This is a genomic window from Promicromonospora iranensis, assembly GCF_028994805.1.
In the GTDB taxonomy this organism is placed as follows: Bacteria; Actinomycetota; Actinomycetes; order Actinomycetales; family Cellulomonadaceae; genus Promicromonospora; species Promicromonospora iranensis.
Window position 1 is genome coordinate 114,846 of record NZ_JAJQQP010000001.1, and the last position, 20,702, is coordinate 135,547.

Genomic DNA, 20,702 nt, shown 5'->3' on the forward strand with positions numbered 1-20,702 from the left:
TTCGAGTAATTCCGCTCCCGCGACGCCTTGATGGCGGTTGCCGGGAGCGGCGTGTGTGGTCAGGGCAGGTTTGCCGTGGTCTGTTTCCCGTCCGGCCAGGTCACGGCGGCCTGTCCGGCGGTGAGCTCGAGGCGCGGCTGCCCGAGGGCAGGCGTGCGCGCCAGGTAGATGCCGACGGCCACCCAGCCGTCGGGGACCGGCGCGTACCGCGACCAGGGGGTGGTCGTCGGACCGGCCAGCGGGGTGGCGTCGTCGAGGGTCGTCTCGCCGCGCACGGGTGCGACGTCGCCCAGCAGCGGGACCACCGTCGAGACCAGGCCCGGGCCCGCGGCCCAGCCGCCGATCCGCAGCGCCGTGGCCTCGGCGGGCTCCGGGATCTCCGGCTGCGCCGAGACGCGCACCAGGCGCACCTCCCACGCACCGCGAACCAGGGACACCGTGGTGATCCGGCCCGCCGGGGTCGACGTCCCGGGCCGGCCGGAGCCGTGGTCCGGGGCGGTCGGGTCGACCTCGATCCAGTGGGCGTCGGCGGTCGAGGCGAGCACGGCGGCGGTGGGTGCCCCCGTGGCCGAGGTCTCGTTCTCGACCGGCTCGACAGGCTCGACCAGCGAGGCGTGCGAGAGCTCGAAGCCCGTGCGGTGCGTCGCCCGGCCCGCGGCGTCGAGCAGCACCACCGACTGGTCCAGGGGTGAGCTCCACGCCTCGGCGTCGAGCAACGGCGAGGTCGCCGTCGAGTAGCCGAAGCGGGCGTACAGGGGCGAGTCGCCGCCGTCCGCCCCGGGCACCGCGTGGTCGGTGCCGTGGTTGATCACGCGCACCACGCCGTCGTCGTGCGTGGCGCTGATCGCCCAGCCGGGCGCCTTGGCGATCGCGAGCACGTCGCCGACGTCCACCGGGAGCGGCTCGGGGGCGGCGGTCCACACCTCGTGGGACGCCGGGAGCGCGAGGCCGAGCAGGCCCTTGCTCGCCCAGTAGGGGGAGCCGGTGCCGCTGTACCGCTGCGCGATGGGACGCCACGGGTGGTGCCAGCCCAGGGTGAGGAGCCCGTCCGGGCCCGGGACCCCGTGGTCGGCGAAGTGCCGCACGATGCGTGTCGCTGCCTCCCGGAGCTGCCCTGGCCGGCCCACGCCCGCGTAGGCGCCGGCCCAGAAGGGGGCCGCGGCCGCGAACCGGTAGGTGAGGCTGCGGCCCTGGACGAGCGGGGCTCCGTCGGCGCCGACGAGGGCGAGCGCGTCGTCGAGGTAGCGCGCCAGGTGCTCCCGGTCGGCGGCCGACCGGAGGCTCAGGTCGTCACCGGCGGCCGCTGCGGCCTCGGCGGCGCCCGACATGTGCGGCCACAGGGCCGGGTACAGATGCAGTGCCCAGCCGGTGTAATGGTCGAAGCTCCGCTCGGGGCCGTCGGCGAACCAGCCGTCGGGACGGCGGAACCGGTCGTGCGCGGCGAGGTCGCGTGCCACGTCGTCGGCGGAGAACGGGCCACCGACCGACCGCAGGAACGTCTCGACGACGATCCGGAACCAGACCCAGTTGTTGTCCGGGTAGCCGGGGTCGCCCACGACGGAGCCGAGGTACTCGACGGTCCGCTCCTGCACGTCGGGCGACAGGCGGTCCCAGATCCAGGGCCGCGTCATGTCGAGGATCAGGGCGAGCGAGGCCGCCTCGACCTTGGCCTGGGCGTGCTCCTCGGGCCGGGTCCAGCGCTCGGGGTGCGTGGAGTCGGTGCCCGCGGCCAGCCCGGCCGCGTACCGCTCGGCGAGACCCGTCGGGTCGGCGCCGTCCTCCCCCGCGAGCCGGAAGCCGGCGAGCAGGAACGTGCGCGCGAAGCCCTCGAGGCCGTCGACCGCGGTGCCGTACCCGCCGGGCCTGCCGGGCAGCGTGATGAGCGACCCGCTCGGTGACGCGTACGGCCGCGCCCCCTCCAGGAGCCGGTCGGCGTAGGCGGCGAGCCGGGTGCGGGCCTCCGGCCCGGTCGGCAGGTCGTGGCGGGTCATGCGACGAACTCCATGTCGGCGCGGGTCACGACGCTCCGCGGGGCGTCACCCCGCGCGTACCGCTCCAGCTCGTCGAGCGCGGCGGCGGTCATGCGCCGCGTCTCCGTCCCGAGCGACCCCGCGATGTGCGGCGTGATCATGACGTTCGGCAGGTCGTACAGCACCGACGACGCCGGCAGCGGCTCCGGCTCGGTGACGTCGAGCATCGCGTAGATGCGGCCGGTCGCGCACTCGCGCTCCAGCGCGGCCGTGTCCACGACCGCACCCCGGGCGGTGTTGATCAGGGTGGCGCCGTCCGGCATGAGGGCCAGCTCGCGCGCACCGATCAGCTTGCGGGTCGAGGGCAGCTCGGGGGCATGCAGGGAGACGATGTCGGACGCGGCGAGCAGCTCGTCGAGCGGCACCAGCCGGGCGCCGGCCTCGGCCACGGCTGCGGCGTCGGCCAGCGGGTCCGCGACGAGGATCTCGCGCGTCTCGGGGCCGGAGCCCGGCACGGTCAGCCGCGCCACCACCTGCCGCCCGGTCCGGGAGAAGCCGACGATCCCGACGACCCGGTCCCGGTTGGAGAGGACGTCGTGCTCGCCCAGGTAGGACCAGTCGTCACGCCGGGTGCGGGCGACGTTCGCGAGGAACGGCGCCTTCTTGCCCGCCATGAAGATCGCGGCCACGGTGAACTCCGCGACCGGCAGCGCGTTCTCGGCCACGGCGTTCGTGACGAGGAGCTCGCGCTCCCACACGGCGTCGGACACGAGGGGCCGGACCGTGCCCGCGCAGTGCAGCACGGCGCGCAGGTTCGGTGCGAGCTCGAGCACCTCCGCGGTGATCCGGGGAGCGCCCCAGGACGTCAGGAGCACCTCGACGTCGGCCAGCCGCTCCTTGGCCTCCGGCGTGTCGTAGGCGGTGACGCGCACCGGCTCGCCGAGCCGCGCGAGCTCACGCAGCCGGGTGTCCTCCTCGGGACCGAACTGCATACGTCGCGCTCGGTCGTCCATGACGAGCAGGACCTCAGGTCGCCGCACCACCGCTCTCCTCTCCATCGAGTCTCACGTTCGCCTGATCACCTAGACGAACAGTTCCGATCAACTACGATCGGACGATGGCCCATTGAAGCCCACGTCCTGCCCGCTTGGCAAGCCCCTGGCCCTTCACCAGGAATTCCTATACGATCATTTTCGATCACTGGAGGACAGCACATGACAGCAGCGCCGCTGCCTGCGCCTGACGTCACCGACCGGAGCTTCTGGGCCGCCGACCGGGTGGCCGAGGCCCTCGTGCCCACGCTCGCGTCGGCCGACGCCGAGCGCGGCGCCCCCTGGCCGCAGACCCTCGCCTCGCACTACGCCCGGTTCTTCCGCGACGGCGACCGCACGGTCTACGAGGCGCACGTCGCCGCCCGCCACGCGCGCCTCACCCGCGCCACGCTGGCGGCGTTGCTCGACCCGCGTACGGACCGCGTCGACGAGGTCGTCGACGGGGTGCTGCTGCTGTGCGAGCAGTCGACCTGGTGCTGGGCGGCGCACGATGACACGTGGTCACGCTTCGGCAGGGTCACCCCCACCGTCACCGAGCCGTACCTCGACCTCGGGGCGGGCGAGGTCGCCGCGCAGCTCGCGTGGATCGACCACCTGCTCGGCCCGGCGCTCGACGAGCGCGCGCCCGGCGTGCGGTGGCGGATCCGGCAGGAGACGCAGACCCGGGTGCTGCGGCCCTTCACCGAGCGGCGCGACTGGTGGTGGCTCGGCGTCGACCACCCGATCATGAACTGGAGCCCGTGGATCCAGGGCAACGTGCTGGCCGCCAACCTCGCGCTGGAGGAGGACCCGGACCGGCGGCAAGCCGTCACCGCGCTCGTCGCCGACGGGATCGCCGCCTACTGGGCGTCGCTGCCCGCCGACGGCGGGGTCGACGAGGGCTATCACTACTGGTGGCAGGGCGCCGCCCGCGCGCTGGAGGCACAGGACCTGCTCGGATCGGCCGGGATCGAGCCGGAGCCGGCCACGCTGGACCGGATCCGCGCGACCGTCGCCTTCCCGCACTCCATGCACCTCGGCGGTGACTGGTACGTCAACGTGGCCGACGGCGCCGCGCGTCCGCTCTCCACCTGGCCCTGGAACGTGGTGCACGCGTGGGCGCGCCGCGTGGGCGACGACGACGCCGCCCGGCACGCCGCCGCCTACCGCGGGCAGCCCGGTGGTCTGTTCGACGAGCGCGCGTCCCTCCCCCGGGCGGTCCGGATGCTGTCCGACGCGGCGTGGGCACAGGCCCTCGCCGCCGCTCCGCCGCTGGTCGGGCGTGCCCACTTCCCCTCGACCGGGATCACGGTGGCGCGCTCGGCGCCCGGGTCGGCCCGAGGCCTCGCGGTGTCGGTCAAGGGCGGGCACAACGGCGAGAACCACAACCACGTGGACGTGGGCTCGGTCATCGTGGCGCTCGACGGCGTGCCCGTCGTGATCGACGCCGGCAAGCCCACGTACCGTGCGGGAACCTTCGGACCGGACCGGTACGACCTGTGGGTGGTCCGCGGCGACTGGCACAACGTCCCCCAGGTGCGCGGCGTCGAGCAGGCGCCGGGCGAGCGGTTCGGTGCCCGCGACCTCGAGGTGGCGGACGGCGGAACCGACCACGGCTCCTGGCGCGCGCGGCTGGATCTCGCCGGCGCCTACCGCGTGGACAGGCTCGAGCACTGGTGGCGCGAGGCAGCGCTGGAGCCGGCCGGCGAGACGCTGACCGTCGAGGACTCGTGGACGTTCTCGGGTGCGGGTGCGCCGACGTCCGCCGACGGCTCGACGGCGTGGCACTGGCTGCTCGCGGGCGACGTCGCCCTCGATCCCGGCCGAGCGGTGGTCCGGTTCACCCCGGACGGCGGCCCGACGCCGGCCCGTGCACTCGCCCTGACCTGGGATGCTGGGGCGGCCGACGCCGAGGTCGAGGTCCGCGAGCTGGACGATCCGGAGCTGACAGCCGTCTGGGGCGGACATCTGACCCGGCTCCGGCTGACAGCGCGGACCGAGACACCGTCGGGCACGTTCAGGGTGACCATGAGACCCATCGGGTCCGGACCGCAGGAGGTTGCATGACTGAGGAAGCGCCGCTCCCGAGCGAGCGTCGGGCGCGCCTCATCGCGCGCGTACGGGAGACCGGTTCGGCGCGCGTGAGCGACCTGTCCCGCGTGCTCGGCGTGACACCCGTGACCGTGCGGCGTGACCTGGCCCTGCTGGTCGCCGAGGGCGTCCTGGAGAAGGTGCACGGCGGCGCGCGCATCCCGGCCCGCGGCGCGGGGATCGGTGCCCACACGGGCGCGAGCACCGGCATCGTCCAGCCCGATGCGGCGCCCTTCGGAGGTACCGACCAGCTCACGATCGGCATGGTCGTGCCCTCGATCGACTACTACTGGCCGGAGGTGATCCGCGGCGCGCGGGACGCCGCGCACGGAGCAGTGCGGCTGATCCTGCGGGGCGCGTCGTACGAGGTCGACCAGGTGCGGCGGCAGGTGGCCGCGCTCGTCGGGGACGACGGCGGACCGGGCGTCGACGGCCTGCTCGTGGCACCGCCCGTCGACGGCCCCGAGGCTGCCGATCTCGGCGAGTGGCTGGCCGGCCTGAGCCTTCCGGTGGTGCTGATGGAGCGGCGGCTGGCGACCGGCCCGTACCGCGAACCGCTGGAGTCGGTGGCCACCGACCACGCGCTCGGCTCCGGCATGGCCACGCGGCACCTCGCGGAGCGCGGGCACCGGCGGGTGGGACTGGTGACGTCGCGGACCAGCCCGACGTCGGCCGCCGTCCGGCGCGGTTTTCTCGCGGTGGCGGAGGAGCTGGGGCTCGACGTCGTGCTCGACCTGGAGACGGTGCCGCTGTTCGACGCCGACTGGGCGGACGAGGCCGCCGCCGTGCTGGACAGGTGCGCGGAGGTCGGGGCGACGGCGCTCCTCGTGCACTCCGACCGGGAGGCGATCTCGCTGGTGGAGCAGGCACAGGAGCGCGGCGTGCGGGTGCCGACGGATCTCGCCGTGGTCGCGTACGACGACGAGGTCGCCGGCCTGGCCGATCCTCCGCTCACCGCGGTGCGACCGCCCAAGGCGGCCATCGGAGCGGGGGCGCTGGAGCTCCTGACGCGCCGGCTCGCCGCCCGGGCGGACGCCGCCGCCGCACGGGACAGCGACGGCGGGGACGCGGTGACCGGGGCGGACCGGCCGGTGCACCGCATCGAGCTGAGCCCGCGCCTGATCGTGCGCGCGTCGAGCGCTCCCCGCGTGTAGGGCAGGCAGGGAGCGAAGGCCTGCTCCGCGGGATGTGCTGCGCCCGGTGCACGACGTCTACCGAGCGCAGCACCTCCCGAGGACACAGCGGCCCTAGGACACAGCGGCGTAGCGACGGAGCGTGACACTCGCCCGCACCACGTCGCGGAGCGCCGTCAGGCCACCCGACACGACGCCGACCGCACGCGCCTGCACGAGCACGTTCCCGAGCGCCGTCGCCTCGACCGGTCCCGCGACCACGGGCAGCCCCGCCGCCTCGGCGGTGAGCCGGCACAGCAGCTCGTTCTGCGACCCCCCACCGACCACGTGCACGGCATCCACCACGACCCCTGCCAGCGACGACGCCTCCGCGATCGCCCGGGCAGACGCCGCGGCGAGGCTGTCGAGGATCACGCGGGCCAGGGCGGACCGCCTGTCGGGGAGCTCGATCCCGAGGCGGGCGACGGCCTCGGCGACCCGGCGCGGCATGTCCCCCGGGGCGAGGAACTCGTCACCGTCGACGTCGACGAGGCAGCGACCACCCGGCTCCGTGGCAGCCGCGGCGAGCAGGCCGGGCAGGTCGACGGGCGCGCCGTCCTCCGCGGCCCAGGCTCGCACGCACTCGTCGAGCACCCACAGCCCCATGACGTTGCGCAGATAGCGCACCGTCCCGTCGAGCCCGAGCTCGTTGGTGAAGTTGGCGGCGCGGCTCGCCTCGGTGAGCACGGGAGCGGGCAGCTCCAGCCCGACGAGCGACCACGTGCCCGACGAGACGTACGCCGCCGAGCCGCCGAGCGGGGCGGCCGCGACGGCGGACGCCGTGTCGTGCGAGGCCACGGCGAGCACCGGCACCTCGCCGAGCCCGGTCGCCTCCCGCACCTCGGGCAGCAGGTGGCCGACGACGGCGCCGGGCTCGACGAGCTCCGGCAGCCGGTCCCGGAGGGCGCCGAGGCCCGGACGGACCGCGGCGAGCCGGTCCAGCAGCTCGGTCGACCAGGTGCGGGACCGGGCATCGAGCAGGCCGGTGGTGGACGCGTTGGTCACCTCCGCGACCCGACGGCCCGTCAGCCAGTACGTGACGAGGTCGGGAAGCAGCAGGAGCTGCTCGGCCTTCCCCCACTCGCCGTCCCCGCCCCCGCCGGCCGAGCCGGCCGAGCCTGTCGAGGCCCCCGCCACCAGCTGGAACTCCGTGGTGAAGGGCAGATGCTGCAGCCCGTTGACCGCGTAGTGGTCGGCGAACGGGATCTGCCGGTACACCTCGTCGGCGACCCCGTCCGTACGCGGGTCGCGGTAGCAGTGCGGGTCCGCCACGAGCTCGCCGGCGGCGTCGAGCAGCCCGTAGTCGACGGCCCACGAGTCGACGCCGATCCCGCGGATCTCGACCCCCCGCTCGCGCGCGACGTCGCCCGCGGACCGCAGCCCGTCGACGATGCCGCGCCACAACGCCTGCACGTCCCAGCGGAGCGCGCCGCGGTCATCGGTCACCGGCCCGTTCGGGAACCGCCCGCACTCGACGAGCTCGGCCCGCCGACCGTCCACCACACCGAGCATCACCCGCCCGCTGGTGGCTCCCAGGTCGACGGCGACGAAGCCGGTCACCGCAGGAACGCGGCTGCCACGCCCGCGTCGACGGGCACGTGCAGTCCGGTCGTGTGCGAGAAGTCCGAGGTGCACAGCGCGAACACGGCGGACGCCACGTTCTCGGGCAGCACCTCCCGCTTGAGCAGGGTGCGCTGCGCGTAGAACTCGCCCAGCTTCTCCTCCGGCACCCCGTACACCGCTGCCCGGTTGGCCCCCCAGCCGGACGCGAAGATGCCCGACCCGCGCACGACGCCGTCCGGGTTCACGCCGTTCACCCGGATGCCGTGCTCCCCCAGCTCGGCGGCCAGCAGCCGCACCTGGTGCGCCTGGTCGGCCTTGGTCGCGGAGTAGGCGATGTTGTTCGGCCCGGCGAACACGGAGTTCTTCGAGGAGATGTAGACGATGTCGCCGCCGAGACCCTGGTCCACCAGCACCCGCGCGGCTTCACGTGAAACCAGGAACGAGCCCTTGGCCATGACGTTGTGCTGCAGGTCCCAGTCGGCCTCGGTGGTGTCGAACAACGACCGCGACAGGGACAGGCCCGCGTTGTTCACCACGAGGTCGACGCCGCCGAACGCGAGCACCGCCGCACGGATCCCGGCCTGCACCGCCACCTCGGACGACACGTCCATGGCCACGCCGATGGCGACGTCCGCCGAGCCCAGCTCCGCGGCCGCGGCGACGGCCTTCTCGGTGTCCAGGTCCGCGACCACCACGCACGCGCCCTCGGCGGCGAGCCGCTGGGCGATCGCCTTGCCGATGCCCGACGCCGCCCCCGTCACCAGGGCGACCCGGGTCGCCAGGGGCTTGGGCGCGGGCATGCGCTGCAGCTTCGCCTCCTCGAGCGCCCAGTACTCGATGCGGAACTTCTCGTCCTCGGCGATGGGCGCGTACGTGGAGATGGTCTCCGCGCCGCGCATCACGTTGATCGCGTTGACGTAGAACTCGCCGGCCACCCGTGCCGTCTGCTTGTTGCGCCCGTACGAGAACATGCCGACGCCGGGCACCAGCACGATCGCCGGGTCGGCGCCACGCATCGCCGGCGGCTCCTCGCCACGCGCCCGTGCCGCCGCAGCGCCGCGCTCGTAGTACGCCGCGTAGTCCGCCCGGTACGCGGTGTGCGCCTCGCGCAGGGCGGCGACCGTCTCCTCGACGGTGGCCGACGTCGGGACGTCCACCACCAGCGGCTTGACCTTGGTGCGCAGGAAGTGGTCGGGGCACGAGGTGCCGAGCTCGGCGAGCGGCAGCAGCCGCTCGCGCGCGAGAAGGTCCAGCACGACGTCGGAGTCGGTGAAGTGGCCGACCTGCGGCGCGTCCGCCGACGCGATGCCGCGGATCACCGGGGCGAGCGCTGCCGCGCGGGCCCGGCGCTCGGCGTCGGGCAGCGGCTCGTAACCGGGGCGTACGGCACCGAAGGGGTGCGTGCCGTCGGCCGCGAGCGCCGCCGTCCGGGACTCGATGAACGCCTCGGCCCGGCGGATGATGTCGAGCGAGCGTGCCTCGCACTCCTCGCTCGTGTCGCCCCAGGCGGTGATGCCGTGGCCGCCCAGGATGCAGCCGATGGCCTGCGGGTTCTCCGCCTTGATGGCGGCGATGTCCAGGCCGAGCTGGAAGCCGGGGCGGCGCCACGGCACCCACACCACGTCGGAGCCGAAGATCTCACGGGTGAGCGCCTCGCCGTCGGCCGCGGCGGCCACCGCGATGCCGGAGTCGGGGTGCAGGTGGTCCACGTGGGCGGCGTCGACCAGGCCGTGCATCGCCGTGTCGATCGAGGGCGCCGCGCCCCCCTTGCCGTGCAGGCAGTAGTCGAAGGCGGCGACCATCTCGTCCTCGCGGTCCAGGCCCGGGTAGACGTCGACGAGCGCCCGCATCCGGTCCAGGCGCAGCACCGCCAGGCCCGTGGCCTGGAGCGTGCCGAGGTCGCCGCCGGAGCCCTTGACCCACAGCAGCTCGACGGGCTCGCCCGTCACGGGGTCGGTGGCGTTCCCCTTCGCGGACGTGTTGCCGCCCGCGTAGTTGGTGTTCCGGGGGTCGGCGCCCAGCCGGTTCGAGCGGGCGACGAGCGAGGTGACCGTCGGGTTGTCTGTCGCGTCGGCAGTCTGGTTCGTCATCGGGCTGCTGCTTCCGTCTCTGGTCGGTCGTTGGGTGCTTCGTGGGGCGTGCCGACGAGCGCGTCGGCGGTGAGCCACGTGATGAGGCGCGCGATGCTGCGCACCGCGCCGGGAGTCTCAGGATGGTTGAGGTGGCCGTGCTTCGTGCCGTCCTCCCGGACGAGCAGGACGTCGACCCCTGCGGCAGCCAGCTCGGCGGCGTACGCCTCGCCCGAGGCGCGCAGGGCGTCGTGGTCGGAGTTGAGGACGAACGTGGGCGGCAGGCCCCGCAGGTCCTGGCCTCCCGGGAAGGCGTACGGCGACGTCGGCGGGCCTTCGTGCCCCAGGTAGTTGGCGTTCATCGACGCGAGGAAGCCGGGGTCGCGCCAGTCCGACGCCGTCTTCTCGAACAGCTCCGCGCTCGGCGCCGGGAGCTCGAAGTGCGCCACGGCGTAGGCGAGCACGACGCTGCGCGGCGGCGTGCCACCCGCGTCCCGGAGGCGCAGGGACGCGCCGCCCGCCAGGTTCCCGCCGGCGCTCGCCCCGCCGAGCGACCATCGTTCGGGTCCGACACCGAGGCCGGCGTTCTGCGCCCAGCCGTGTGCGAACGACACCTCCTCGGACGCCACCGGGAACCGTACGCCGGGCGGTTGACCGTCCGGTCCGGTCCACGGTCCCGCCGGGTCGGAGGCAGGCGCGAGCCGGTAGTCGACGCTCACGACGACGACGCCGGCGTCCGCAAGGCTCCGGGCTACCCAGTCGGCCTCGAGCATGTCGAGGCTGCCGCGGATGAACGCACCGCCGTGTGCCCAGACCAGGCCGGCGACCCGCTCGGCGTCGGCCGCGGGCTCGTAGACCCGCACGCGGAGGTCGCCGTGCGGGCCGTCCAGCACGCGGTCCTCGACGGTGACGCTCACGCGCCCCATCCTGCCTGGGCGCCTCCGACCCGCTCGGCGGCGATCTTCTCGGCATAGCCGGACGCCGCGAAGGCAGCGGTCGGGTTCGGGTCCAGGCCCATCTCCTCGCGCACCTCGGCGACGAGCGGGCGGACGTCGGTGTCGTACGCGTCCATGAGCACGCCGTGCGCGCCGAGCACGTCGCCCGACAGCTGCGCGGCGGTGAGCGCCTCGACGTCCACGAGCAGGGCCTTCGCCGTCGCCTCCTGGACGTTCATGACCGAGCGGATCTGGGCGGGGATCTTCGGCTCGATGTTGTGGCACTGGTCGAGCATGAAGTTGACGCCGCTGTCCGGAGCGTGGGCACCGGCTGAAACGATCTCGTGCATGATCCGGAACAGCTGGAACGGGTCCGCGGCACCGACCATGAGGTCGTCGTCGGCGTAGAAGCGGCTGTTGAAGTCGAAGGCGCCGAGGCGGCCCTGCCGCAGCAGCTGCGCCACGATGAACTCGATGTTGGTGCCGGGCGCGTGGTGGCCGGTGTCGAGCACCACCTTGGCCCGGTCGCCCAGGGCCATGACGTGCAGCAGCGACGTGCCCCAGTCCGGGACGTCGGTGATGTAGAACGCGGGCTCGAAGAACTTGTACTCGAGCACCATGTGCTGGTCGTCGTCGAGCGCGGCGTAGATCTCGGCGAGCGACTCGGCGATCCGGTCCTGCCGGGCCCGGATCGAGTCCTGGCCGGGGTAGTTCAGGCCGTCGGAGAGCCAGACCTTGAGGTCCTTGGACCCCGTGGCCCGCATGACGTCGATGCACTGCTTGTGGTGGTCCACCGCCTTGGCCCGCACCCGGGGGTCGGGGTGGGCGAGGGAGCCCAGCATGAAGTCGTCGTCCTGGAAGACGTTCGAGTTGATCATGCCGATCCGCACGCCCAGGTCCGCGGCGTGCCGCGCGAGGACCTCGAAGTCGTCGACCAGGTCCCACGGGATGTGCAGGCTCACGCGCGGCGCGACGCCGGTGTACTGGTGCACCTGCGCGGCGTCGGCCAGCTTCTCGAACGGGTCGCGCGGCACGCCCGCCTGGCCGAAGACCTTGAACCTCGTCCCCGAGTTGCCGAACGCCCACGACGGCAGCTCGATCGTCTGCTGCCGGAGCGCGGACTTGGCCGCCTCGGTCCGTGCGGATGCCGCCATGGCGTCCTCCCTCTCCGCGCACACCCTCGTACGCACCTTGAAACGATTCACTGAAAGCCTATTCCGGCGATGCCGGGTGGTCAAGCGTGGACCCGCGGCCCGCCCCGCCGATCGGCACAAAAACGGATGGCCGGCAGCCCTTGGGCTGCCGACCACCTGTCTCCTTGCCGATCATCCGCCCCGAGGCGGCCGTGCGCTCAGTACCGCGAGTCCGCGTAGGCGAGGTACCTCGAGGTGACCAGGATCGACCGCCGCAGCGTCGCCTCGTCCTTGCTCGCGTTGTTGGTCAGCGTGTCGACCCAGAACGTCGTGGTGCTGTCGCTCGGCGTCTCGTTCAGGTAGTGCTGGTAAGTGGCGACCACTCGCACCTGCACCGCCGAGCGGTTGCGCCAGAGGGCGTCGACGACGCCCGCCCGGCCCAGCGTGGACAGCCGCGGCACCCAGTGGTCGAGCTGGCTCGCCGTGGGCGCCCGGTGCAGAATGTGCTCGTACAGCGCGGTGATGTACGCGCGGTCGGTGCCACCCACATGGCGGTAGTACGTCGAGGTCCCCATGAGGAACGGCTCGGCCTCGTCGATCGTCCGCGTCCCGTTGCGCACGCCGGCGATGTGGCTGTCCACCTGGGCGTCCGACGGCGTGTAGCCCAGCGTGTCCTGGAACGCGGCGATGATCCGCGCGGTCCGGTAGTTGTTCGACGTCGCCATGGCGTCGGCGAGGTCTCCCTGGCCGTTCACCGACACGCGGTACTCCCAGCCCTCGATCTCGGCCGTGGTGGCCTCGCGGCCGAGGCTGTCCTTGTAGACCGCCTGGACGAAGTTCGTGTACTGCTCCGCGACCTCGGTGTACTCCTCTGCGTACGCGGCCGCCGCGTTGCGGATGCTCGCGAGCTGCGGGTAGCCCATGTCACCGGGGCACTCCGTCCGGTGCGTGTCGCGGTGCCCGAACACGCGCGGCAGCACCACCTGCTCGCCCGCGCCGTACCGGCCACCCGAGGTGAGGCCCGCCGAGGTGAAGGTCGCGCTCTCGGCAGGGTTCGCCCCGTACTGCGAGAGCCGGTAGCCGGCGATCTGCGCGACACCGTCCTTCTGCGCGGCCGACGGCGCCACGTTCGTGTAGGTACCGACCATGGACACACCGACGGTCCGGGTGTTGAACCCGCCTGCGTGCGCACCGATGATCGGGTCCTCGATGCTGCCCTGGGCGCCCTCGTAGATGTTGCCCCACTTGTCGACCAGGAAGTTGTAGCCGATGTCGCACCAGCCGTGGCTGTTCTGGTGGTACGCCTGGTCGTTGCGGATGAGCTGCATCGCCTCGGCGACCGTCGCGTAGTCGTTGGGGTTCACCGTGTGGTGCACGACGGCGCCGTCGAGGCGGTCCGCCGCACCCCAGGTGGTGCCCGGCACGCCGTCCCCGCCCGCGGGCGGGCAGTCGTCGATGGGGCGCGGCGGGGCGGCACCCCACTCGGCGCGCGTCACGATCGTCGGCGCGTTCGTTGCCGCCGACGCCTCCACCGCGCCCGACGTCGTCGCGGCGACCGTCTGGACCTGCTCCGACGTCACGAGGGTGAGCCTGATGCCCTCGGGGACCGATGCCGCCTTGTCGACGGTGGCCACCTGGACCGCCACCGCCTCGCCCACGTGCACCGGCGCGGACAGGAACTCCAACTGCTCACCGTCAGGCACGTCGCTGGACTTCTCCAGGTGCGTCCACTGGCCCCAGGTGCCGTCCTCCGCCTGGGCCCGGACCTGCAGCTCCGGCACCTCGGCGTCGATCGCGGCCGGCCAGCTCGCACCGACGGTCTGGAACCCCGCAGGGGCGGCCACCTCGCCGGCGATGCGCCCGGCGTCGTCGGTCGTGTCGAGCACGACCTCACCGTCGGCAACGGTGCTGTGCTCTGCGGCCGCGGCACGCGCGGCCGGTGCCGCCTTGGTGACGTCGGCGACCCGCTCGGTCTCGGCGGCGGGAGCCGCTGCGACCGCGACGGTCTCGACCGTTGCCTCCGTGGTCCCGGCGTCCGGGAGGGCGGAGTCCTCCGGGGCTGCCGGGGCCGAGCGGCCCTCGGGCTCGAAGGACGGCGTCTGCGCTGCCGCCGACGGCGCGACCGCGCCACCGAGCATGATCGCCGGCGCCGCGCCGAGGATGATTGCCCTCCCCACCACGCTGCGGGCGACCGAAGCCCTCTTCGATCTGGATGTTGCCGCCACATGCCGAGCCACAGTTTGTCCTCCTCGCATCGAGCGCGGATTGCACCAGGGCGAACCACGCAAATAACACAGGGACCCTAGCGGCGACCGCCCCGGCGCACCCCCAAACTTCACCCGGCCCCTGTGGGTGAAGTTTGGGGGCAGCCCGGGCGGCGTGTTCGGTAGTACGTCAGGTGATCGGCACCCCCGGGGTACCGATCACCTGACGTACTACCGAACACGCCACCCCTCGGGGCCAAGCTAGAAGTCGAAGTCTCCGATGTTGGTCTCGTCGTAGACGTACGGGTCGCCCAGCAGGACCTCGCCGTCGGCCCCCACCGTGAACTCGCCCAGGCGGCCTGCGTCGAAGGTGTCGCCCTCCTCACCCGCGATGTCGCCGGAGGCCAGGGCCGCGGCGGCCTGCGTCGCCAGGTAGCCGAGGTCGGTCGGGTTCCAGAGGGCGAACGCCTCGACGGTGCCGTCCTCGACGTACTCCCGCATCTGGTTGGGCGTGCCGAGGCCGGTGACGGCCACCCTGCCCTTGGCATCCGACGTGGACACGTAGCGCGCCGCCGCGGCGATGCCGACGGTGGTCGGCGAGACGATGCCCTTGAGGTCCGGGTGGGACTGGAGCAGAGCCGCCGTCTTGTCGAACGAGGTCTGGTCGTCGTCGTCGCCGTAGACGATCTCCACCAGCTCGATGTCCGGGTAGTCGGAGGCCAGCTTCTCCTCCATGAGCGCGATCCAGGCGTTCTGGTTGGTCGCGTTGGCCGAGGCAGACAGGATCGCGATCTCGCCCTCGCCGCCGATCTGGTCGGCGACCAGCTCGAGCTGCTTGTCCGCGATGCCCTCGGGCGAGGCCTGGTTCACGAACAGGTCACGGAACTGCGGCTCGGTGTCCGAGTCGAAGGTGACCACCTTGGTGCCCGCCGACCGCGCCTCCTCCAGGGCGTCACCGATCGCCGTGGGGTCGTTGGCCGACACGACCAGCGCGCCGACACCCTGCTGTGCGGCGGTGTTGATGAACGGCACCTGGGCATCGGGCGACGCGGCGTCCGGGCCGACCTCCTCGACCGTGGCGCCCAGCTCGTCGGCCGCCTCCTGCGCGCCGGCCGTCGAGGCCTCGAAGTACGGGTTGCCGAGGTTCTTGGGCAGCATGGTGATGGTGACGTCGTCGGTACCACCGCCGCCGTCACCGCCCCCGTCACCCGAACCGCACGCGGTGAGCCCGAGAGCCAGCACGGCGGCCGTGCCGGCCGCGAGCACAGATGTGAACCTCATCGTCCGTCTCCCTACGTTCGCTGTCCGGCGGCATCTCGCCGCCGGACTCTCAGGCCGCCCGCGATTCGCGGGGCGACCACGGAAACAACCAGTGCCGTGCCGATCACGATGTTGATGACGTTGACCGTGACACCCTCCAGGCGGAGCGCGCTGCCGAGCACACCGATGAGCAGGACGCCCGCGACCACGCCGTGGATCGCGCCCCGCCCGCCGAAGATGGAGACCCCGCCCAGCAGCACGGCGGCGACCACCTGGAGCTCCATGCCGGTCGCGTTGTCGCCGCGCGCGCTGCCGTAGCGGAGCGTGTAGTAGACACCCGCGAGCGCCGACACCGCCCCGGACAGCACGAACAGGATCAGCAGGGTGCGCTTGACGTCGACGCCGGAGAACCGGGCGGCCTCGCTGCTGCGGCCGATGTCCAGCACGTCCCGACCGAAGGGCGTCGCGTGCAGCAGCACCGCGAAGACGGCGATCAGCGCGAGGAGGCCGAGGGTGATCACCGGGTAGGGCGACTCCCCCAGGTTCTCCGTGGCGCCGTCGGTCCAGGGCTCGGGGAAACCGGTGACCGCGGTCGTACCGAGCAGGCCGACGGCGAGGCCTCGGTAGAGCGCGAGCGAGCCGATCGTGACGGCCAGCGACGGCAGGCCCGCGTACGCGACCAGGGCCCCGTTGACCGCGCCGCACACCGCCCCGAGCAGGACCGAGGCCAGCAGCGCTGCCCAGAGGCCGAGCCCTGCCTGGTAGAGCAGGCCGAACGTCACGCTGGAGAGCCCGACCACCGACGCGACGGACAGGTCGATCTCGCCGGTCACGATGATTAGCGTCATGGGGAGGGCGATGAGCAGCACGGGGGCGACGTCGAGCACCAGGTAGGTGATGGTGAGCGGGCCGTCGAAGCCCTGCACCACCGCTGACGCGACGATCCAGGCCACCACCAGGATCAGGATGGTGAGCATCTCGCGGGTGAGCAGCGCACGCTGCCACCACGGGCGGGCGTGGGTCCTCATGCGGTCGCCTCCTCGCGGTCGTCCGGGCCGGTGCCGGGCGGCGCGTCGCCGGGCGGCGTCGTGGCGGGTGGGTCGGTGTCGCGGGCGGCGGCCAGGCGCCGCGATCGGCGGTTCGCGAGCACGCGGTCCAGCGCGATGGCGCCGATGATGAGGACGCCGACCACCGCGCGCTGCCAGAAGTCGGGGATGCCCACGACGGGCAGCGCGCGGTTGATGGTCAGCAGCAGCATCGCGCCGAGCGCGGCGCCCGCGACGGTGCCGCTGCCCCCGAAGATCGCCACGCCGCCCACGACCACGGCGCCGACGACCTGCAGCTCCATGCCGAGGCCCGCACCCGACGACACGGTCCCGTAGCGGGCGGCGAACATCACGCCGGCCAGCCCGGCGAGCGCACCACCCAGGGCGAAGGCACCGAGCAGCCGGCGTCGGACGGGCAGGCCCTGCAGCGCCGCGGCGTCGGGGTCGGAGCCGGTGGCGTAGAGCTGCCGCCCGCCGCGCGAGGTGTGCAGGTAGTAGGCGACGGCCAGGAGCACCACCGCGCCGACGATCGTCAGCACCGGGACGCCCAGCACCTGCCGGGTGCCCAGGCCGAGGAAGGTGCGCGGCATGTCGCCGGCGTCGATCCGGTCGCTGCCGGCCCAGGTCAGGGTCACGCCGCGGTAGACGTACAGGGTGCCGAGCGTGATGACGAGGGCGGGCACCCGGGCGAACGCGACGATGGCGCCGTTGATCAGGCCGAGCAGCGCCCCGGCCGCGACGGCGACCAGCGCCACCACGAGGATCGGGAGGTCCGGTGCCGCCAGGAACAGGCGGCCCGTCAGGTAGGCGGTGAGACCCAGCACCGACCCGACGGACAGGTCCACGTTGCGCGTGATGACGACCACTGCCTGGCCCACCGCGAGCACCACGAGGATCGCGGGCGTGAGCAGGAGGTCCCGCCAGCCGCCCGCGCTCAGCAGAAAGCCCGGCTGGACGGCGGTGGTCACGCCGATCACCACCAGGAGGGCGAGAGCGATGCCTGCCTCGCGGCGGCGGAGCACGTTCCTCACGCGGCCCCCTCGGTCGCGGCGTCGCTCCGGGTCGCGCCCGGGGTCGCCGCGCGCATCACGGCCTCGGGCGTCGCCTCCGCGCGGCTCAGCTCGACGGCGATCCGCCCCTCCCGCACCACGAGCACCCGGTCGGCCATCCCCAGCACCTCCGGCAGCTCGGACGAGATCATGAGGACCGCCAGCCCTTCGGCGGCCAGGGTGGACAGCAACCGGTGCACCTCTGCCTTGGTACCGACGTCGATGCCGCGGGTCGGCTCGTCCACCATGAGCACCTTCGGCCCGGTTGCCAGCCACTTGGCGAGCACCACCTTCTGCTGGTTGCCGCCGCTCATGGTGGTGGCGAGCGCGTCCAGCGCCCCCGCCTTCACGGCCAGCCGGCCGGACCAGTCGCGCGCGAGCCGCGCCTCGGCGTCGGGCACCAGGATGCCGAGGCGCGCCAGGCGGCGTCGCGCGACCGACGACACGTTGCGCACCACCGACGACTCGGTGACCAGGCCCTGCAGGCGCCGGTCCTCGGGGACCAGGGCGAGGCCCGCGGCGATGGCCGCGGCCGGGTCGCCCGGCCGCAGCGTCCGGCCGCCGACGGTGACGCGCCCGGCGTCGTACCGGTCGATACCGAAGACCGCCCGCGCGATCTCGCTGCGCCCGGCCCCGACGAGGCCCGCCAGGCCGACGATCTCGCCCGCCCGCACCTCGAAGGAGACGTCGTGGAAGGTGCCCGTCGACTCCAGCCCTTCGACCCGCAGCGCCACCTCGCCGGGCGTGCTCGGCACCTTCGGGTAGAGCTCGGCCACGTCGCGGCCCACCATGCGGCGCACCAGCTCGTCCGGCGTGACGTCGGCGACGGCGTCCGTGGAGACGTGCGCGCCGTCCCGCATGACGGTGACGGTGTCGCAGAGGTCGGCCACCTCGTCGAGGCGGTGCGAGATGAAGACGACGGCACGCCCGGCGTCGCGCAGCCCGCGGGCGACGGCGAACAGCCTGCGCACCTCGACGGCGCTGAGTGCCGCCGTCGGCTCGTCCATGACCAGGAGGCGGGCGTCCAGGGAGATCGCCTTGGCGATCTCGACGATCTGCTGGTCCGCGATCGACAGGCCCTCCGCGGGACGGTCCGGGTCCAGGTCGACGCCGAGCTCCCGGAACAGGTCGCGCGCACCCTCCCGCATGGCGCGCCGGTCGATCCGGCGGAGACGGCCGAGCGGCTCGCGGCCGAGAAAGATGTTCTCGGTGACGGTGAGGTCGGGAAAGCTCGCGGGCTCCTGATGGATGACGGCGACGCCGGCGGCCTTGGCCTCCGCGGGACCGGCGAAGTCGACGGGCGCACCGTCGAGCTCGACGACGCCCGCGTCCCGCCGGTGCACCCCGCCCACGATCTTGACCAGCGTGGACTTCCCCGCGCCGTTCTCTCCGACGAGGGCGTGGATGCTGCCGGCCTGGACCACCAGGGTGCCGGAGCGGAGCGCCGCCACAGGCCCGAAGGACTTGGCCACCCCGTCGAGGCGCAGCGTCGGTGCGGCGTTCGGCATCTCTCTCCGTCGAGCTGTGCGGGCGGTCAACGGTGACCGCAGGGCTGTCCTCACACATCGGGTTGAATCGTTCAAACCGATACCTCGGAAGATAGACCCGCCGGCACAGAGCGTCAAGAACTTTCGGCGCGCCCGTTGCCGTGCTGTTCCCCTTACGGAACCCTGGGTCGATCAGGGGCGATGTCCGCCCCGTCCTACGCACTGGAGGGGGACCGGAGATGAGCCGACCGATGGCCGAGCAGCACGCAGCTCTCGGCGAGGAACCAACCGAGCTCAAGCGGGTGATGGGGCCCAAGCTTCTCCTGCTCTTCATCGTCGGCGACATCCTCGGTACGGGCGTCTACGCGCTCACCGGACAGGTCGCGGCAGAAGTCGGCGGGGCGGCATGGGCGCCGTTCATCGTCGCCTTCGTCATCGCACTCATCACCGCGTTCTCCTATCTGGAGCTGGTGACCAAGTATCCGCAGGCCGCCGGCGCCGCCCTGTACACGCACAAGGCGTTCGGCGTGCACTTCCTGACCTTCATGGTCTGCTTCACCGTCATGTGCTCCGGCATCACGTCGGCGTCCACCGCCGCCCGGGCCGTCGGGTCCAACCTGCTCGTGGGGTTCGGCGTCGAGGAACCCAACACCTGGGTGGTGGTCGGCATCGCCCTGGTCTTCATGGCGCTGGTCGCGGCGGTGAACCTGCGCGGCGTCGGCGAGTCGGTCAAGGCCAACATCGTGCTCACCATCGTCGAGCTGTCCGGCCTGCTCTTCATCATCCTGGTCGGGATCTTCGCCGTGTTCGGCGGGCAGGCCGACCTCAGCCGCGTGATGGTGTTCGAGAGCCCCGGTGACAAGAACGCCTTCCTCGCCGTGACCGCGGCGACGTCGCTCGCGTTCTTCGCCATGGTCGGGTTCGAGGACGCCGTCAACATGGCCGAGGAGACGCGGGAACCGGTGAAGATCTTCCCGCGCATCATGATCACCGGCATCGGCATCACCGGCGTCATCTACGTGCTGGTCGCGATCGTCACCGTGGCGATCGTGCCCGTGGGCGAGCTCGGCGAGAGCGACACACCGCTCACGCTCGTGGTCCAGCGGGCCCTGCCGGACTTCCCCATGGGCTCCATCTATCCGTTCATCACCATCTTCGCCGTCGCGAACTCGGCCCTGATCAACATGCTGATGGCGTCACGCCTGCTGTACGGCATGGCCAAGCAGAAGGTGCTGCCCTCGTTCCTCGGGAAGGTCGCACCAGGCCGCCGGACGCCGTGGGCGGCGATCCTGTTCACGACCGGCGTCTCGTTCGGGCTCATCGTGCTCGTGACCCTGCAGGGGGAGTCCGGCGTCATCGCGGCGCTGGGCGGTACCACCTCGCTCCTGCTGCTCGCCGTGTTCACCATCGTGAACATCGCGGTGCTCAAGCTGCGGAACAACATCGTGGAGCGCAAGCACTTCGTGGCGCCGACCGTGCTGCCGATCCTCGGCGCGCTGCTCTGCGCGTTCTTCGTCGGGCCGTGGACCGGGCGCGATCCGCTCCAGTACCAGATCGCGGGCTGGCTCCTGCTCATCGGCGTGGTCCTGTGGTTCGTCACCTGGTCGTTCAACCGTCCGGAGCCCACCCAGATCACGGATCCGAACGCGCTCAGCGAACGCGAGGGCGGCGTCAACTAACCCGCCCCCCTCC

Annotated in this window: 14 protein-coding genes; 3 read left to right on the forward strand and 11 right to left on the reverse strand. The window is 72.8% G+C overall.

The genetic code is table 11. From position 1 onward, the window contains the following. Window positions 1-59 precede the first annotated feature (59 nt). Both LUM46_RS00505 and LUM46_RS00510 read right to left on the reverse strand, forming a co-directional pair. Window positions 60-1,991 (reverse strand): DUF2264 domain-containing protein, encoded by a 1,932-nt coding sequence (locus tag LUM46_RS00505; RefSeq protein ID WP_274991593.1) that lies wholly within the window; start codon window positions 1,989-1,991, stop codon window positions 60-62. Beyond that, the gene (locus LUM46_RS00510) at window positions 1,988-3,010 is read right to left on the reverse strand and encodes a hydroxyacid dehydrogenase (RefSeq protein ID WP_274991594.1); all 1,023 of its coding nucleotides are present in this window, start codon (window positions 3,008-3,010) and stop codon (window positions 1,988-1,990) included. Before LUM46_RS00510 ends, LUM46_RS00505 begins: the two co-directional genes overlap by 4 nt. A gap of 174 nt (window positions 3,011-3,184) precedes the next feature. Here LUM46_RS00510 and LUM46_RS00515 point away from each other — a divergent pair, with 174 nt between their 5' ends. Both LUM46_RS00515 and LUM46_RS00520 read left to right on the forward strand, forming a co-directional pair. After that, window positions 3,185-5,068 carry a heparinase II/III domain-containing protein gene (locus LUM46_RS00515; RefSeq protein ID WP_274991595.1) on the forward strand — a complete coding sequence of 628 codons (1,884 nt, stop codon included), beginning with the start codon at window positions 3,185-3,187 and terminating at the stop codon, window positions 5,066-5,068. Further along, window positions 5,065-6,246, forward strand: a complete 1,182-nt coding sequence (locus LUM46_RS00520) for a substrate-binding domain-containing protein (protein ID WP_274991596.1) — start codon at window positions 5,065-5,067, stop codon at window positions 6,244-6,246. Before LUM46_RS00515 ends, LUM46_RS00520 begins: the two co-directional genes overlap by 4 nt. Window positions 6,247-6,339: 93 nt before the next feature. Here the strand turns inward: LUM46_RS00520 and LUM46_RS00525 are convergent, their stop codons facing one another. The 9 genes from LUM46_RS00525 to LUM46_RS00565 form a co-directional block, all read right to left on the reverse strand. Next, window positions 6,340-7,776 carry a rhamnulokinase gene (locus tag LUM46_RS00525; protein WP_374727009.1) on the reverse strand — a complete coding sequence of 479 codons (1,437 nt, stop codon included), beginning with the start codon at window positions 7,774-7,776 and terminating at the stop codon, window positions 6,340-6,342. Window positions 7,777-7,820: 44 nt separating this feature from the next. After that, window positions 7,821-9,917, reverse strand: a complete 2,097-nt coding sequence (locus LUM46_RS00530) for a bifunctional aldolase/short-chain dehydrogenase (RefSeq protein ID WP_274991598.1) — start codon at window positions 9,915-9,917, stop codon at window positions 7,821-7,823. Beyond that, the gene (locus LUM46_RS00535) at window positions 9,914-10,822 is read right to left on the reverse strand and encodes an alpha/beta hydrolase (protein ID WP_374726948.1); all 909 of its coding nucleotides are present in this window, start codon (window positions 10,820-10,822) and stop codon (window positions 9,914-9,916) included. The genes LUM46_RS00530 and LUM46_RS00535 overlap by 4 nt, the downstream gene beginning before the upstream one ends. Beyond that, window positions 10,810-11,985: an L-rhamnose isomerase gene (gene rhaI / locus LUM46_RS00540; protein WP_274991601.1), complete on the reverse strand. Its 1,176-nt coding sequence runs from the start codon at window positions 11,983-11,985 to the stop codon at window positions 10,810-10,812. The genes LUM46_RS00535 and rhaI overlap by 13 nt, the downstream gene beginning before the upstream one ends. A 197-nt stretch (window positions 11,986-12,182) precedes the next feature. Beyond that, a complete protein-coding gene (locus LUM46_RS00545; protein WP_274991602.1) occupies window positions 12,183-14,144 on the reverse strand; it encodes an N-acetylmuramoyl-L-alanine amidase in 1,962 nt (653 codons plus the stop codon). Window positions 14,145-14,429: 285 nt separating this feature from the next. Then, entirely contained in the window at window positions 14,430-15,449 is a 1,020-nt protein-coding gene (gene rhaS, locus LUM46_RS00550; protein ID WP_274991603.1) for a rhamnose ABC transporter substrate-binding protein, read from the reverse strand. A gap of 11 nt (window positions 15,450-15,460) precedes the next feature. Continuing rightward, the gene (locus LUM46_RS00555; RefSeq protein ID WP_274991604.1) at window positions 15,461-16,456 is read right to left on the reverse strand and encodes an ABC transporter permease; all 996 of its coding nucleotides are present in this window, start codon (window positions 16,454-16,456) and stop codon (window positions 15,461-15,463) included. Continuing rightward, entirely contained in the window at window positions 16,453-17,505 is a 1,053-nt protein-coding gene (locus LUM46_RS00560; RefSeq protein WP_274991605.1) for an ABC transporter permease, read from the reverse strand. Before LUM46_RS00560 ends, LUM46_RS00555 begins: the two co-directional genes overlap by 4 nt. Then, window positions 17,502-19,031, reverse strand: coding sequence for a sugar ABC transporter ATP-binding protein (locus LUM46_RS00565; RefSeq protein ID WP_274991607.1), 1,530 nt, complete (start codon window positions 19,029-19,031; stop codon window positions 17,502-17,504). Before LUM46_RS00565 ends, LUM46_RS00560 begins: the two co-directional genes overlap by 4 nt. Window positions 19,032-19,261: 230 nt before the next feature. On the opposite strand from LUM46_RS00565, the gene LUM46_RS00570 reads away from it, so the two are divergent. Next, a complete protein-coding gene (locus LUM46_RS00570) occupies window positions 19,262-20,689 on the forward strand; it encodes an APC family permease (protein ID WP_274991608.1) in 1,428 nt (475 codons plus the stop codon). Window positions 20,690-20,702 lie beyond the last annotated feature (13 nt).